This window comes from Candidatus Palauibacter sp. (assembly GCF_965197445.1).
Classification (GTDB): domain Bacteria; phylum Gemmatimonadota; class Gemmatimonadetes; order Palauibacterales; family Palauibacteraceae; genus Palauibacter.
Window position 1 is genome coordinate 1172348 of the sequence record NZ_CBDANE010000005.1, and the last position, 15292, is coordinate 1187639.

The 15292-nt window shown below is 65.2% G+C and carries 9 protein-coding genes and 2 rRNA genes; 6 read left to right on the plus strand and 5 right to left on the minus strand.

The annotated features are described in order from the left end of the window. Window positions 1-39: 39 nt before the first annotated feature. The 3 genes from ACN9M6_RS12515 (at window position 40) to rrf (ending at window position 3769) form a co-directional block, all read left to right on the plus strand. Window positions 40-375, plus strand: a complete 336-nt coding sequence (locus tag ACN9M6_RS12515) for a F0F1 ATP synthase subunit epsilon (RefSeq protein WP_419163234.1) — start codon at window positions 40-42, stop codon at window positions 373-375. Window positions 376-552: 177 nt separating this feature from the next. Continuing rightward, window positions 553-3576 (plus strand): 23S ribosomal RNA (locus tag ACN9M6_RS12520). 76 nt (window positions 3577-3652) lie between these two features. After that, window positions 3653-3769 (plus strand): 5S ribosomal RNA (gene rrf, locus ACN9M6_RS12525). 76 nt (window positions 3770-3845) lie between these two features. Here the strand turns inward: rrf and thiE are convergent. The 4 genes from thiE to ACN9M6_RS12545 are packed head-to-tail and all read right to left on the minus strand — an operon-like array spanning window position 3846 to window position 6536. After that, on the minus strand, window positions 3846-4445 hold the full coding sequence (thiE, locus tag ACN9M6_RS12530; protein ID WP_419163235.1) for a thiamine phosphate synthase: 600 nt from the start codon (window positions 4443-4445) through the stop codon (window positions 3846-3848). Window positions 4446-4486: 41 nt separating this feature from the next. Then, a complete protein-coding gene (mltG, locus tag ACN9M6_RS12535; protein WP_419163236.1) occupies window positions 4487-5524 on the minus strand; it encodes an endolytic transglycosylase MltG in 1038 nt (345 codons plus the stop codon). Further along, on the minus strand, window positions 5521-5967 hold the full coding sequence (ruvX, locus tag ACN9M6_RS12540; protein ID WP_419163237.1) for a Holliday junction resolvase RuvX: 447 nt from the start codon (window positions 5965-5967) through the stop codon (window positions 5521-5523). The genes mltG and ruvX overlap by 4 nt, the downstream gene beginning before the upstream one ends. A 20-nt stretch (window positions 5968-5987) precedes the next feature. Next, window positions 5988-6536 (minus strand): V4R domain-containing protein, encoded by a 549-nt coding sequence (locus tag ACN9M6_RS12545; protein WP_419163238.1) that lies wholly within the window; start codon window positions 6534-6536, stop codon window positions 5988-5990. 73 nt (window positions 6537-6609) lie between these two features. On the opposite strand from ACN9M6_RS12545, the gene ACN9M6_RS12550 reads away from it, so the two are divergent. Next, entirely contained in the window at window positions 6610-7911 is a 1302-nt protein-coding gene (locus ACN9M6_RS12550) for a thymidine phosphorylase (protein WP_419163239.1), read from the plus strand. Window positions 7912-7947: 36 nt separating this feature from the next. Here the strand turns inward: ACN9M6_RS12550 and ACN9M6_RS12555 are convergent, their stop codons facing one another. Then, entirely contained in the window at window positions 7948-10164 is a 2217-nt protein-coding gene (locus tag ACN9M6_RS12555) for a penicillin-binding protein 1A (RefSeq protein WP_419163240.1), read from the minus strand. A 116-nt stretch (window positions 10165-10280) separates the two neighbouring features. Between ACN9M6_RS12555 and tyrS the strand changes: the two genes are divergently transcribed. Both tyrS and ACN9M6_RS12565 read left to right on the plus strand, forming a co-directional pair. Then, window positions 10281-11492 carry a tyrosine--tRNA ligase gene (gene tyrS, locus ACN9M6_RS12560; RefSeq protein WP_419163241.1) on the plus strand — a complete coding sequence of 404 codons (1212 nt, stop codon included), beginning with the start codon at window positions 10281-10283 and terminating at the stop codon, window positions 11490-11492. Between the two features lie 446 nt (window positions 11493-11938). Next, window positions 11939-15262: a SusC/RagA family TonB-linked outer membrane protein gene (locus ACN9M6_RS12565; protein WP_419163242.1), complete on the plus strand. Its 3324-nt coding sequence runs from the start codon at window positions 11939-11941 to the stop codon at window positions 15260-15262. Window positions 15263-15292 lie beyond the last annotated feature (30 nt).

Below are 15292 nucleotides of genomic sequence, written 5' to 3' on the forward strand. Positions count from 1 at the left end.
TGATGCCCGGGGCGCGCCCGGGTCCGCGGGAGGCATGTGATGCCGGCCGGTATCGGCGACCACGATGGGCCCTGGGACGACATCCCGTCCGCGGCAAACCTGTCGAGCGAGCGACGGCTGAACGTGACCGTCATCTCGCCGTCCGCGGCCGCTTTTTCGGGGACGGCCACGTCCCTGATCGCGCCGGCTCACGACGGCGAGGTCGGGATCCTGTACGGGCACGCCCCCATGGTCGTCCTGTTGGGGGAGGGCGTCCTCCGGGTCCGGACGGACGAGGGGCCGCGCCGCTTCCAGGTGGCGCGCGGGTTCATGCAGGTGCTGGACAACACGGTCGCCGTTCTGGCCGAACACCTGGAGCCCCTGGGCGAAGCGTAGCCCCCTTACCGGGTGGTGCCGCAAAGCTTGACGCCCCACCAACCAAACCCTATTTTACCCGTCTTGCCCGCGATTCCCTTCGTTTGTGTTCGCGGGTCTTGCTTTTTGACAATCTGGTAGCGAGTGAGTGCTGGGCGCCGAGTGCGTCTGAGGTGCTTGATGCCGTCGATGAAGATGGATCAAGCGAGTAAGGGCACAGGGTGGATGTCTAGGCACGGACTGGCGATGAAGGACGTGGCAAGCTGCGATAAGCCAGGGGTAGCTGCACGCAAGCGTTGATCCCTGGATTTCCGAATGGGGAAACCCGGCCGGGGTGATGCCCGGTCATCCCTTCGCTGAATACATAGGCGATGGGAAGCGAACCGAGGGAACTGAAACATCTAAGTACCTCGAGGAAGAGAAAACAACCGTGATTCCCTCAGTAGCGGCGAGCGAACGGGGAAGAGCCCAAACCATGGAGGTGCCAAGGCGGCAGCCGTTGCTTCCGTGGGGTTGCAGGGTGGTTCGTGAGAGTCTGCCGACTCTCGGAGTGTCGTACGACGGTGAGTCGAATCCGTCTGGAAAGCCAAGCCATAGAGGGTGACAGCCCCGTAGGCGAAGCCGACGTTGCGATCTCTGAACCATTCCTGAGTAGGTCGGGACACGTGAAATCCCGATTGAAACCGGCAGGACCACCTGCCAAGGCTAAATACACGTCCGTGACCGATAGTGAACTAGTACCGTGAGGGAAAGATGAAAAGTACGCCGGGAGGCGGGTGAAACAGATCCTGAAACCGTGTGCCTACAAGCGGTGGGAGCTCGACCCTCTCTTCGTGAGAGATGTCGGGTGACCGCGTGCCTTTTGCATTATGATCCGGCGAGTTATTCCTCAGTAGCGAGGTTAAGCCGTTCAGCGGCGGAGCCGAAGCGAAAGCGAGTCTTAACTGGGCGTAAAGTTGCTGGGGATAGACCCGAAACCAGAGTGATCTATCCATGGCCAGGTTGAAGCGAGGGTAATGCTTCGTGGAGGACCGAACCGTTGTGGGTTGAAAACTGCTCGGATGAGCTGTGGATAGGGGTGAAAGGCCAATCAAACCTGGAGATAGCTGGTTCTCCCCGAAAGATATTTAGGTATCGCCTCTGAGTGTAGACTGCGGGAGGTAGAGCACTGGAAGGGCTAGGGCCCTAAACCGGGTACCAACCCCTACTAAACTCCGAATGCCCGTCAGTTGGTCTCAGGGAGGCAGTGCACGGGCGATAATGTTCGTGCGCGAGAGGGAAAGAACCCAGACCTTCAGCTAAGGTCCCCAAGTGCTAGCTAAGTGACAAAGGCGGTGGATTTGCGGAGACAACTGGGAGGTTGGCTTAGAAGCAGCCATCCTTGAAAGAATGCGTAATAGCTCACCAGTCAAGCGGGTCTGCGCCGATAATGGTCGGGACTCAAGTTAGCCACCGAAGCTAAGGCTGCGCGCCTAGTGCGCGCGGGGTAGGGGAGCGTTGTCTGAGCTGTGAAGCGGGGCCGGAAGGCTACCCGTGGAGCGCAGACAAGTGAGAATGCCGGAATGAGTAGCGAGAAACAAGGTGAGAACCCTTGTCGCCGTAAGCCCAAGGTTTCCTGAGCCATGTCGATCAGCTCAGGGTTAGTCGGCCCCTAAGGTGAGGTCGAAAGGCGTAGCCGATGGAAAACGGGTCAACATTCCCGTACCACACGGTACTGCGCTTGAGTTCGCGGAGGGACGCAGAGGTGACAGGTCCGTCGTTTCTATGGACATGAACGATGCAAGGAGGTAGGCGTTTCCGGGTAGGCAAATCCGCCTGGTGAAGCCGAGATCCGACGCCGAAGAAGTCTTCGGACTTCGCTAAGGGACCGTAATCGGACTGCCAAGAAAAGCTTCGTGAACGAGTAGTACGTGTGACCGTACCGTAAACCGACACAGGTGGGCGAGGCGAGTAGCCTCAGGCGCTCGAGTGAGTCTTGGTTAAGGAACTCGGCAAAATGTCCCCGTAACTTCGGGAGAAGGGGAGCCGGCGGTAGGTGATCCTGCCTTGCGCAGGGGAGCCGAAACCGGCCGCAGAGAATCGGCCCAAGCGACTGTTTAGTAAAAACATAGGTGTCTGCAAAGTCGTCAAGACGACGTATAGGCACTGACGCCTGCCCGGTGCCGGAAGGTTAAATGGAAGGGTTAGCTTCGGCGAAGCTCTGAAATGAAGCCCCGGTAAACGGCGGCCGTAACTATAACGGTCCTAAGGTAGCGAAATTCCTTGTCGGGTAAGTTCCGACCTGCACGAATGGCGTAACGACTTGGGCACTGTCTCAACCAAGAGCTCGGCGAAATTGGAGTCTCGGTGAGGATACCGAGTACCCGCGGCAGGACAAAAAGACCCCGTGCACCTTTACTACAACCTGATATTGGGTTCGGGCACCGTCTGTGTAGGATAGGTGGGAGGCATTGAAGCAGGGCCGCCAGGTTCTGTGGAGCCATTAGTGAAATACCACCCTTGCGATGTCTGGATTCTAACCTGGGACCGTTAGCCGGTTCGGGAACAGTGTCAGGCGGGTAGTTTGACTGGGGCGGTCGCCTCCCAAAAGGTAACGGAGGCGCGCAAAGGTTCCCTCAGCGCGGTCGGCAATCGCGCGAAGAGTGCAAAGGCATAAGGGAGCTTAACTGCGAGACCGACAGGTCGAGCAGATGCGAAAGCAGGCCTTAGTGATCCGGCGGTTCTGTGTGGAAAGGCCGTCGCTCAACGGATAAAAGGTACGCCGGGGATAACAGGCTTATCGCCCCCGATAGTTCACATAGACGGGGCGGTTTGGCACCTCGATGTCGGCTCATCGCATCCTGGGGCCGAAGAAGGTCCCAAGGGTCGGGCTGTTCGCCCGTTAAAGCGGTACGCGAGCTGGGTTTAGAACGTCGTGAGACAGTTCGGTCTGTATCCGCCGTGGGCGTTGGAGATTTGAGGAGAGCCGCTCCTAGTACGAGAGGACCGGAGTGGAGTGACCGCTGGTGTACCTGTTGTCCCGCCAGGGGCATCGCAGGGTAGCTACGTCGCGAAGGGATAACCGCTGAAAGCATCTAAGTGGGAAGCCCACTTCAAGATGAGATCTCCCGCACCACAAGGTGCCTAAAGGACCGCAGGAGACGACTGCGTAGATAGGCGGCAGGTGTAAGGCGTGTGAGCGCCTCAGCCGAGCCGTACTAATCGTCCGTGAGGCTTGATCCTATCTTTACCATTGGTCGATAAGCGCTTCAGCGCACTCGACAGTTTGGCACTCACTCGCTGCTTTGTTTCAGGAATTGCCGGCGGCTTTAGCGAGGGGGAAACACCTGGTCCCATCCCGAACCCAGCAGTTAAGCCCCTCAGCGCCGATGGTACTTGGGTGGAGACGCCCTGGGAGAGTAGGTCGCTGCCGGCGCCTTATGAGAACGCCTCGTGTCCGTACGGATGCGAGGCGTTTCTTGCATCATGGCCGGGCTGCGGGGGGGCGCTGGCTATCGGGCGGAGCGGAGGAGTTGCTGCACGACAGTGGAGGGGTCGGGGGCGGCCATGACGGCGGAGAGGACGGCGACGCCGGCGCCGGTCGCGAAGACGCTCGCGGCGTTTCCGGGCGTGATGCCGCCGATTCCGAGGCAGGGGAGGCGGCTGGCTTCGCGCACGGCTCGCACCTGGCCGGGTCCGATCGCTTCGTCGGCGAGGCCCGGCTTGGATCGAGTCCCGAACACAGCCCCCACACCGAGATAATCGGCGCCGTCCGCGGCGGCGCGGCGAGCGTCGTCGGGGTCATCCGCGGAATACCCGATGAGGAAAGGTGGGGGAGCGATGTCGCGCGCTGCCGCCAGGGGCAGATCGTCCGGACCCAGATGGACGCCGTCTGCGCCGGCCGCGAGGGCGACGTCGAGGCGATCATTCACGATCAGCACCGCCCCCGCCGGTTCGGTGATCGCGCGGAGGCGGGCGACGGTGGCGACGAGCGCTCGGCTGTCCGCCGTCTTGTCACGGAGCTGAATCGCGTCGGCACCGGCCGCGACACACTCGGCGACGACCGGTTCGAGCGCTCGGCCGCAGCCGGGCCGGGGCTGCGTGAGCACCATCAGACGCCACGCAACGGTCCGCCGTAGTTCCGGGGAACGGCTCAGCGGTCCGCCGCCGCGTCGCGGGCGAGGCGTATGCGGCTTATGGCGGCGTTGTGTTCCCGCAGCGTACGCGTGAACTCGTGGGAGCCATCGGCCCGCGCCACGAAGAAGATGTAGTCGTGGTCCGCCGGGTTCAGGGCGGCGCGGAGCGATGCGGCGCCCGGTGAGGCTATGGGACCGGGCGGCAGCCCGGGCTGTGTATAGGTGTTGTACGGGTGCTCCGCGACGGCATCGATGTCCCGGTAGAGCAGGCGAGACCGCGGCTCGCCCAGCGCGTAGTGCACGGTGGGATCGGCCTGGAGCAACATCCCCAGCTGAAGTCGATTCCAGTACACACCGGCGACCACGGGACGCTCGGCGCCCCGCCGGACTTCTTTCTCGACGATGCTGGCCAGCGTGACGACCTCTCGCTCGTCGAGACCGAGTGCGGCGGCCTCGGCCCGCTCCTCATCTCCCCAGAATGCGTGATAGCGCCCAACCAGCGCGGTAACGATCACCGGAAAGCCGACACCGTCGGCGAAGCGGTACGTCTCGGGGAACAGGTAGCCCTCCAGCGTGGGGCCCGGCACGTCCAGCTCGGAGACACGTGCGGGATCAGCCAGAAACGCCCGAACCGCCGCCACCGAATCGCCGGTGTAGGCGGCGAGCCGTTCCGCGATTTCGGCGACTCCGAGACCCTCCGGAATCGTGAGCGGCGTGGTCGCCACGGCACCACTTCGAAGCGTTTCGAGCAGATATCCGTACGACGCGCCGCGCGGAATCTCGTACCGCCCGGCCTTCAGGGTGCGCGAATCCCCTCGAACGCGGACGTAGGCATCGAAGACCCCGGGGTGGGAGATCAGTCCGGCCTCCTCCAGCACTCGGGCGACGCCACCGGAGCTGGTCCCTTCCGGAACGCGAATCTCGACGACCGATCCATCCGGCGTGCTTCGGCCCCGGAGCTCGGTGGAGAAGAAGCCGTAGGCCACGGGCGCCGCGGCGGCGAGAACGGCGGCGACCAGACGGCCGGCACGTACCTTCGGTCGCTGGCGGTTCATGGCCTCTCACCAACGGCGTCCCCGGCCGCGACACCCCGCAGGTACGCCGACAGCATGAGTGCGGCCGCCATCTCGTCCGTCCGTCCCTTCTGGCGTCGCTTCGCTTGCGGCAGATCCATGGCCAGTATCTCTCGTTCCGCTCGTGCGGTGGATAGGCGCTCGTCCCACTCGATCGTACGTACCCCGGTGGCTTCTTCCAGCGCCCGCGCGAAGGCCCGTACCTCCTCTGCCATGGTGCCCGCAGTCCCATCCATCGCGAACGGGATACCGATAAGGATCGCCGCCGGGCCGATTTCCGCCACGAGCGCGGTCAGCGTCCGCGGAAGCGCGGAAGCCGGAGCGCCTCGCTTCGGTCGTTCGATGACACCGCGAGGCGTCGCGATCGTCCGGGTCGGATCCGTGACCGCGACCCCGATTCGGCGCCGCCCGTAGTCCAGCGCCATCAGGCGGCGTCCGTACGTCCTCAGCGTTCGAGGCTCTCGGTCGAAGGCGGGCCGGCAGCACCGATTCCGGCAACACCCTCGTCTACCAACGCGCCGATGTCCGCCCGGACTTCACGGACCGTCTCGGCGGAGCCGAACAGGAACCAGCAGGGCTGATCATCGCTGCCGCACCGGACTTCCGTCACGTCCACCGGACGACCCGCCGCATGGCTCAGTACGCCCCGCAGCAGGCCGGCTGCGAAATGGCAGCCCCGCCCGGTCGTCGGCGGCTCGACTGCCTCCGCCGAACCGCGCCACGCCACGGCCCCCGAGCGCCGGCAGACCGGCCGGTACGACAGCGAACCGAGCCCCGCCTGTCGGATTTCCGCATCGAGCCGGGACCAGAACTCTGGTGACGGCAGGGCTGCTGGCGAGGGCCCCAGGGTCTCGAGCACGTCAGCCCCGGCTCGATGGCCGGCCTCGTACAACGCGTCGATGCCCGAGGCTCCCAGACTCGTGCAGCGGCGGGAAAGGATCGACAGCGCGGACCTCGGGAGACGTACGGAGGGAAGCCGTGTGGAGGCACTCATCGCCGAAAAGCTAGACAAGGGGTCGGGGCGGGACAAGGTTGGCGCCCGGCGAATCAACGACCGGGGACAGCCCATGCTTTTGACCGGAATCATCGAAAAAAAACGGGACGGCGGTCACCTCGCGCCCGACGAACTGGAGGCCCTCCTGCACGCGTACATGGAGGGAGGCCTCGCGGACTATCAGATGTCGGCTTTCCTCATGGCAGCGTTCATTCGCGGACTGGATCCCGATGAGCTCGCGACGCTGACCAGAGCAATCATCGACTCGGGGACACGGCTTCAATTCGATGAAGTCGGCGGCCCCGTGGTCGACAAGCACTCCACGGGCGGGGTCGGGGACAAGGTGTCGCTCGTCCTCGCGCCGCTCCTCGCCGAGGCCGGACTCCGCGTCCCGATGATGTCCGGCCGCGGCCTCGGTCACACCGGAGGGACGCTGGACAAGCTCGAAGCCATCCCGGGATTCGAGGTTTCCGTCGACCTGGACCGGTTCCGGGAGATCCTCGACCGCGTCGGCTGCGCGATGATCGGGCAGACGAAGGAGATCGCGCCGCTCGACGGTCGGCTGTATGCCCTGCGGGATGTGACCGGGACCGTTCCCTCTCCCCCGCTCATCGCGGCGTCCATCGTGTCCAAGAAGGTAGCGGAGGGCATCGGAGCACTTGTGCTCGATGTGAAGTGTGGACGGGGAGCTTTCATGACCGATGAGACCCGGGCGCGGGGTCTGGCCCGGACGATGGTCGACCTTGCCGCCGCGGAAGGGGTGCGGGCCACCGCCCTCCTGACCGCGATGGACGCGCCTCTGGGGTGCATGGTCGGGAACGCGCTCGAGGTGCGCGAGGCGATCGAGACGCTGAGGGGCGGAGGCCCCACCGACCTCCGCGAAGTCACCTTGGCGCTGGGTGCCGAACTGCTCGTCTCCGTCGACCGGGCGACTGATGTGCAGGATGCGCGGACCAGACTCGCAGCGATGCTCGAGAGCGGGGCCGCGCTCGGGAGGTTCGCTCGGCTGATCGAAGCACAGGGCGGCGACCCCCGCGTGGCCGATGACCCGGATCGTCTCCCGTCCGCGCCGGTGCGGGCGCCGTTCGGGGCTCCCGGGTCCGGCTGGCTCGATATCCACGCCGGCCGCGTGGGGCTCGCGTCGGTCGAACTCGGAGCGGGTCGGCAGCGGATCGAGGATGCCGTGGATCCGACAGTCGGATTCGAGTTCCACCGCGTGGCCGGCGATCGGGTTTCCGAGGGAGAGACTCTGGTCACGATTCACGCGGCTGATGCATCGGGCGCCGCGACGGCCGCGGAGCGGCTCGACTCGGCGGTCGAGATCTCCGAGGAGCCACCGGCCAGGTGCGGGTTGATTCTGGAGCGGGTGGCCTGACCGAGCGGCCGCGGCCCCACGCCGGCCGCCGACCGTTCAGCGGCGGGCGGCTCCCGGTCGGCCGGACCGTACACTCCATGGACCGTGGGCGTCGCACGTCTCGGTCGGCTCCGTCCCCTCCAGGTAGATCTCGACATAGCTGAGTTCGATGGGACACCACCGCGTCGCCAACAGGCCCGTCGTCTCGTCGACCGTCCGTTCGATGAGGCCCTCCGGTCGCTCCCAGGCCTCGGGATGCGGATGGGTCTCGTAGTAGTGCGCCAGCACCGCCGCTCCCACGGGTGCTGCGGTGCCGCCGCCCGTTGCGCCGCGATAGATGCGCCGCGGCCGGTCGAACCCGATCCAGGTCGTCGTCACGAGATCCGGCGTGAACCCGACGAACCAGGTGTTCGTGGCATCGTTGGTCGTGCCCGTCTTGCCCGCCACCGGCACGGTGAAGGGGATCGCATAGCGGGACCTGACCGCCAGCCTACCCGTCCCCCGATCCACCGCGTCACGCAGCATCGACTGGGCGATCCAGGCGATGTCCGGATCGAGCACGCGCTCCCGCTGCACCCGGCTCTCCCACAGGACGCGGCCGTCCTTGCTCTCGACGCGAAGGATCGATCGTGGGGACACCCGGACGCCGACGTTCGCGAACGTGGTGTACGCGGTGGCGATTTCAATGGGGCGCAGGTCCGTGGACCCGATGGCGGCCGAAGGGACGCGTGGCACCCGCGAGGAGACCCCCATGCGCTCCGCCATCTGCGCGAACGACTCCTCGCCCACACGCTGCCCGAGCTTGACGGCGACGACGTTGATGGATCGGGCGAGCGCCCGGCGCAGCGTCAGCGGACCCTTGAAGTCGTTCTCGAAGTTGCTGGGAGCGTAGGGGTCGCCGCCCACGTTCTCGAGGTAATACGGCTGATCGTAGATGATCTCGGAAGCCGGAATGCCGGACGCAATCGCTGTCGTGTAGACGAACGGCTTGAACACCGACCCCGGTTGCCGGATGGCCTGGGTGGCGCGGTTGAACTCCGAGTCGCCGAAGTCGCGTCCGCCCACCATCGCGCGCACATCTCCCGTCGCCGCGTCGAGGGCGATGAACATCCCCTGCACGTACGGCATCTCCGCGCCGCCACGGCTCACCTGATAGAGACTGTCCGGGGACCAGGCGCGTACCTCCTCGAAGGTGACCTCCGTGAATGCCGGGTGACGGTCCACCCATTCCAGCTGTGCGAGCAGCGCCGAATCCGCGACGGCCTGTAGATCCGGATCCAGCGTCGTGTAGACCCGGAGCCCCTTCTCATAGATGTCCGTCCCGTACCGGTCGTAGAGACGCTGCCTCACCCACTCGACGAAGTAGGGCGCCTCCCGCTCGATGCGCGCGCCCCGAGCCAGTTCCAGCGGATACGCCTTCGCCGCTTCGGCGTCCTCGCGACTCACGAGTCCCTGCGCCGCCATCAATTCGAGGACCAGATTGCGACGGCCGATGGCGCGTTCCGGACGGCGGATCGGGTTGTACCCGGCTGGATTTCGGGGGATCGCGGCGAGAAGCGCCGCCTCGGGCAGGTTCAGCTGCGAGGCGGTCTTCCCGAAATAGCGCTCAGCCGCCGCCTGCACGCCGAATACACCATCGAAATTGATCTGGTTGAGATACGCTTCGAGGATCTCCCGCTTTGTGTACGCGCGTTCCAGATCGATCGCGACGCGCATCTCCCGGAGCTTCCGGCGGACCGTGATGTCCCGACGGTCCACCGACCCCTGGAACATGTTGCCGGCAAGCTGCTGCGTGATGGAGCTGCCGCCGGCCGCCCCGTAGCCCTGCAGCACGAAGTCCCCGAACGCCTTGGTCGTCCTCCAAAGGTCGACCCCGACGTGTCCCCAGAACCGTTTGTCTTCGACCGCGATGAACGCGTTGTACACGTGCCGCGGCAGATCTTCCATCCGGATCGGCGTGCGCCGCTCGATGGCGAGTTCGGCGAGGAGCGAGCCGTCCGCGGCATAGAGCTTGGTCGCTTCCTTGGGCTCGAAGGCATAGATCTGCGCGATGGACGGACATGCGTCGCAGAGGTGCGTCCAGCCGCGCCAGGCCGCGCCGCCCATGAGACCCGCGAGAGCGAGCAGGAAAAGCGCCGCCGCGGTACGCAGCGACCCGCGGGCCCACACACGGCGACCCGTCTTGCCCCGGCCAGCGGTCTTGCGCCGTGCCTTCCGGCCGCCCCGCCGCCGCCTCACCCCGCCGCCCACCCTGCGCTTGCCGCTGCCCCTCAATATCTCCTCCGGACCTCCGCCCCCCCTCGCGTCAAACCGCCGAGGGGCCGATTCTACCCTCACGCCGCTCCCGACGGGAGCCACGATGATAGCGAATATACCAACCTCGTGCGCGGATGTTTCCTTCCGTAGACCAACAGATCCGCCGAATCCGGCAGGGGGCCGAGAACATCGTCCCCGAAACCGAACTCATCGCCAAGCTCGAGCGTTCCGTGAGGGAGGACCGTCCCCTCGTCATCAAGCAGGGGTTCGACCCGACTCGGCCCGATCTTCACATCGGTCACGGCGTGTCGATCCACAAGCTGCGCACGTTCCAGGAACTCGGTCACCGTGTGGTCTTCGTGATGGGAGACTTCACGGCCCGGGTCGGAGACCCGAGCGGCCGCGATGAGACGCGACCGATGTTGTCGGAAGAAGAAATCGAGTCGAACCTCGCCACGTACGAGGAGCAGTTGTTCCGTATTCTCGACCCGGCAACGACCGAGATCCGACGGAACAGCGAATGGCTCGCGAAGCTGAAGCTCGAGGACATCCTCCGGCTCACCTCGCAGTACACCGTGGCTCGCATGCTCGAGCGCGACGATTTCGCCGAGCGCCACCGCGAGAGACGCCCGATCAGCCTCGTGGAGTTTCTCTATCCCATGATGCAGGGGTACGACTCCGTCGCCCTCTGTGCCGATGTCGAACTGGGCGGCACCGACCAGTTGTTCAATCTGCTGCTGGGCAGGACGCTTCAGGAACGCGCCGGGCAGGAACCCCAGGTCTGCCTCGTCATGCCGCTGCTGAGGGGCACCGACGGAAGCCGCAAGATGTCCAAGAGCTACGACAACTATGTCGGCATCTCGATGGAGGCGGACGAGGCGTTCGGACGCGTGATGTCGATTCCGGATACCCTGCTCGACGAATGGCTCGTGCTCGTGTCGAGCGCGAGCGGCGATGATCTGGCCCAACGGCAAGGCCAGGTCGAGACCGACCCGCTTGCCGTGAAGCGCTGGCTCGCCGGGGACATCGTCGAGCGGTACCACGGGGCCGCCGCCGCAGGAAGCGCGCGGGAGGCCTTCGATCGGGTTCACCGGCGCGGTGAAGTGCCCGAGGAGATTCCGTCCGTCGCCCTCTCTCTGGGTGCCCGCGAGGCGATATGGATCGCACACATGCTCCGCGATGCCGGGCTGGCCGCTTCTTCATCCGAGGCTGGTCGGCTGATTCAGCAGGGCGCCGTGCGCGTGGATGGGGGTGTGATCCAAGACGGCCGCCTTCATCTGGGCGCGGGTCAATACGTCGTGCAGCGGGGCAAGCGAAAGTTCGCGCGGATCTCGATTAGACCCTAGCAGCCCGTGGCGCGGCGGGGCCTGCGACCGGTCGGGTACCTACCGGGACACGGTGTGTCGGCCTGCGGTCTTGCATGGCCCGGATCGTCGTTTCATGTTGCTCGGTCCCGCTCGTCGGGGAGATAGCGGTGTTGCGTCGGCGCGGCGCGGCGCGCGGCTCATGGTCGCGACGGGGCTCCCCATCTCGTTGAGACGGTTGGGTGTCGCGAAACGGTACGGCCAATCGTTGTACAAAGGGACGGCATAGCAAGGTTTGGAATTGCACGAAACTTGAAGGCTCTGACGCTTTGGTTCTCGACGTGGTGTACTGACCCGGCCGCGTCGGGCGAGGGCTTGGCTCTCGAAGAATGCGGGTCGTAGAGGATCCCACTGCCACAGGAGGGTGATCCATGTTGCTTCACTTGTCAGGACGGTGGAAGCGCGCGAGCGCGCTAACCGCCACATCCGTGAGCGCCTGGCTCTTTATCGGCGCGGCTCCGCTGATCGCGCAGGGCGCGGTTTCGGGGACGATCACCGACTCGGAGACGCTGGCCTCGGTGGCCGGGGCGCAGGTGTTCGTTGCGGGTACGGTAATCGGTACGCTGTCGGGTGCGGAGGGCACGTACCGGATGGAAGGGGTACCGGCGGGCGAGCAGACCGTGACGGTACGGCTGATCGGCTACCGTGAGATGTCGCAGACGGTGTCGGTGTCGTCGGGCCAGGTGGCCACGGCGGACTTCGCCATGTCGCAGACGGCGCTGCGACTTCAGGACCTCGTCGTGACGGGCGTAGTCGGCGAGACGCCGCAGGTGAAGCTCCCGTTCACGGTGGAGCGGCTGTCGGCTCAGGACCTCCCGGTCCCGGCGGCCGACGCATCTTCGCTGCTGGCGGGCAAGGCGGCGGGCGTTTCGGTGATCTCCGCTTCCGGACAGCCTGGCCAGGCTTCGTCGATCACCCTGCGCGGCCCGACGTCGATCAACGCGTCCGGGCGGAGCCAGTCGCCGCTGATCGTGATCGACGGCGTGATCCAGGCCAACGGCGCCACGCTCTCCGACGTGGGTGCGCTGGACATCGACCACGTGGAGATCGTGAAGGGTGCGGCGGCGGCGTCACTGTACGGCTCGCGTGCGCAGAACGGCGTGATCCAGATCACGACGAAGCGCGGCACGGGCCTGCAGACGAACTCGCTGAACATCCTCGGTCGTGGCGAGTACGGCTTCGGCCAGCTGGTCGGTGACGTGGGCCTCGTGCGCTCGCACCCGTACGAGATGAACGCGGCGGCTACGAAGTTCATCGACTCGGAAGGCAACGAGGTCGATTTTCGCGACCTGAACCGTCCGGGCTTCGGCTCTGCACGCCTCTACAACCAGATCATGCCGGGCGAAGCGGCCACGCCGCAGACGGCGTTCGCGAACCAGGCGTTCCCGACCGAGTTGTTCGACCACATGGACACGTTCTTCGATCCGGGTGAGACGATGGACGTGTACGGTGCCGTGACGGGCCGGTTCGGTGAGTCGAGCTTCCGGGTGAGCGTGAACCAGTTCCGCGAGGGCGGCGTCGTCAGTTGCTCCGTGTGCATCGACAACCTCGCCACGCTGAACGCGGATCGTGTCGCGCAGGGCCTGTCGGCCTTCGACATTGGCGTTCCGCACGACGAAGGGTACCAGCGGCAGAACGTGCGCCTGAACGTCGACACGCGGTTCGGCGATCTCGACATCGCGGCGAGCGGCTTCTACTCGCGCTCCGACCAGGATGACCGGGCGGTCTCCACCGGCGCTTTCTCGCGGCTCACCTTCATGTCTCCCGCGATCGACATCACGGGGATCGACCCGACTGATGGATACCCCGACATCAACGCGGATCCTCAGTCGATCGAGCCGAACCCGCTCTACCTCCTGGCGGTCAACGACAGCCGGGATGAACGGACGCGCACGATGGGCTCGGTGGACCTCAACTTCTCCCCGTCGGCCCTCGACTGGTTGACGCTCGAAGCCAACGCCTCGTTCGACCGGACGGACTTCAGCGACTATGCCATCCGGCCCAAGAACGAGCGCACGGAGGGTGGCGGCGGCACCGGTAACTTCACCGGAGGCAGCCTGCGGGAGTTCAACTCCACCAACGAAGCCGTGAATGCTTCCGTGACGCTGGGCGGGAGCCAGACGTTCATGGACGGCGACCTCACCGTTCGCGCCAAGGCCCGCTACCTGATCGAGGACCAGCAGTACGAGTCGAACGGCGTGTTCGGCAGCCGGTTCTCGGTGCAGGACGTGCCGAACTTCGGCGCGATCATCGGCGAGACCAGCGGAAACAACCAGACCACGAAGATTAAGGCGGAGGGGCTGTTCGGGATCGCGAGCGTCGACTACCTCGGTCGCTACATCCTCGACGGTCTGGTTCGTCGCGACGGATCTTCGCTGTTCGGGCCGGACGAGCGGTGGCAGACGTACTACCGCGGCTCGGTCGCCTGGCGCATCACCCAGGAAGACTTCTGGAACATCGACGCGATCGACGAGTTCAAGCTGCGCTTCTCGCTGGGTACGGCGGGTGGCCGGCCGAACTTCTTCGCCCAGTACGAGACGTTCGGCGTTTCGGCGGGCGCGATCTTCCCGATCAACCTCGGCAACCGGGCTCTGAAGCCGGAGTTCACGACCGAGCGCGAGGCGGGGATGAACTTCGTGTTCTTCGAGAACATCGGTCTTGACCTGACGTACGCGTGGCAGACGACGGACGACCAGCTGCTGCAGGTTCCGCAGCCGGCGTTCGTGGGCTTCTCGAGCCAGTGGCAGAATGCCGGTGCGATCGCGGCGGAGACGTACGAGGTGTCGCTCCGCTACGCGGCGATCGACACGCAGGACATGGGCCTTCAGTTCCGCGTGAACTGGGACAAGACGAAGCAGGAGATCACGCGTCTGGACGTTCCCGACTACACGTTCGGCAACTTCTTCGTCTCCGAGGGTCGTCCGCTGGGCGAGATGTGGGGCGAAGTGTGGGCCAGCGACTGCGCGCAACTCGCGCCGATCGGCGTTTCGGCCTCCGACTGCGCCTCGAACTTCCAGGTGAACGACGACGGCCTGCTCGTTCCGACGGGTGGCGCCGCGTTTACCGACGGCTTCAGCCAGGGGCTCTGGGGCAGCCAGGTCGAAGTCGCCACGGCGGATGGCAGCAACACGTACCACTGGGGCCTCCCGATCAAGGTCCAGGACTACTCGCCGGCGTGTGTGACCAAGAACCCCTCCGACTACATGGAGAAGTGCACGCTGTCCGAGTTCCTGCCGTTCGGGAACACCACACCGGACTTCAACCTGTCGTTTGCGACCAACTTCCGGTACAAGGGACTCAGCCTGAACAGCCTGTTGGAGACATCCCAGGGCCAGTCGATGTACAACGGGACGGCCCAGTGGTCGCTTCGCGAGTTGCGTGGCGAGGACACGGATCAGACGGGCAAGTCGCTTGAGCACAACAAGCCCGTCGGCTACGCCTCGGCCATTTACTCGGTCAACGCCGACAACTCGTGGTTCCGCGAGGACGGCAGCTGGATCAAGCTCCGCGAGCTGTCCCTGGGGTACACGCTGCCTCAGGACATGGTCGCAAGTCTGTTCAGCGGAGTCTTCGACCGGGTTACGTTCAACGTGATCGGCCGCAACCTGTTCACGATCACCGACTACCGTGGATACGACCCCGAGGTCGGCTCGAGTGGCGGCCAGCTTGGCAGCGCCGCGTTGAACCGGGTGGACAGCTTCGGTTATCCGAACTTCCGGACCTTCACCTTCTCGGCGGAACTGGTATTTTGATTTCCCCGCCTGTGGCAGTGGCGAGCCCCG

What these genes read in the sequence shown, in the direction of transcription:
- ACN9M6_RS12515 (WP_419163234.1), top strand. Translation starts at nt 40, where the DNA reads ATGCCGGCCGGTATCGGCGACCACGATGGGCCCTGGGACGACATCCCG.
- thiE (WP_419163235.1), bottom strand. Translation starts at nt 4,445, where the DNA reads ATGGTGCTCACGCAGCCCCGGCCCGGCTGCGGCCGAGCGCTCGAACCG.
- mltG (WP_419163236.1), bottom strand. Translation starts at nt 5,524, where the DNA reads ATGAACCGCCAGCGACCGAAGGTACGTGCCGGCCGTCTGGTCGCCGCC.
- ruvX (WP_419163237.1), bottom strand. Translation starts at nt 5,967, where the DNA reads ATGGCGCTGGACTACGGGCGGCGCCGAATCGGGGTCGCGGTCACGGAT.
- ACN9M6_RS12545 (WP_419163238.1), bottom strand. Translation starts at nt 6,536, where the DNA reads ATGAGTGCCTCCACACGGCTTCCCTCCGTACGTCTCCCGAGGTCCGCG.
- ACN9M6_RS12550 (WP_419163239.1), top strand. Translation starts at nt 6,610, where the DNA reads ATGCTTTTGACCGGAATCATCGAAAAAAAACGGGACGGCGGTCACCTC.
- tyrS (WP_419163241.1), top strand. Translation starts at nt 10,281, where the DNA reads ATGTTTCCTTCCGTAGACCAACAGATCCGCCGAATCCGGCAGGGGGCC.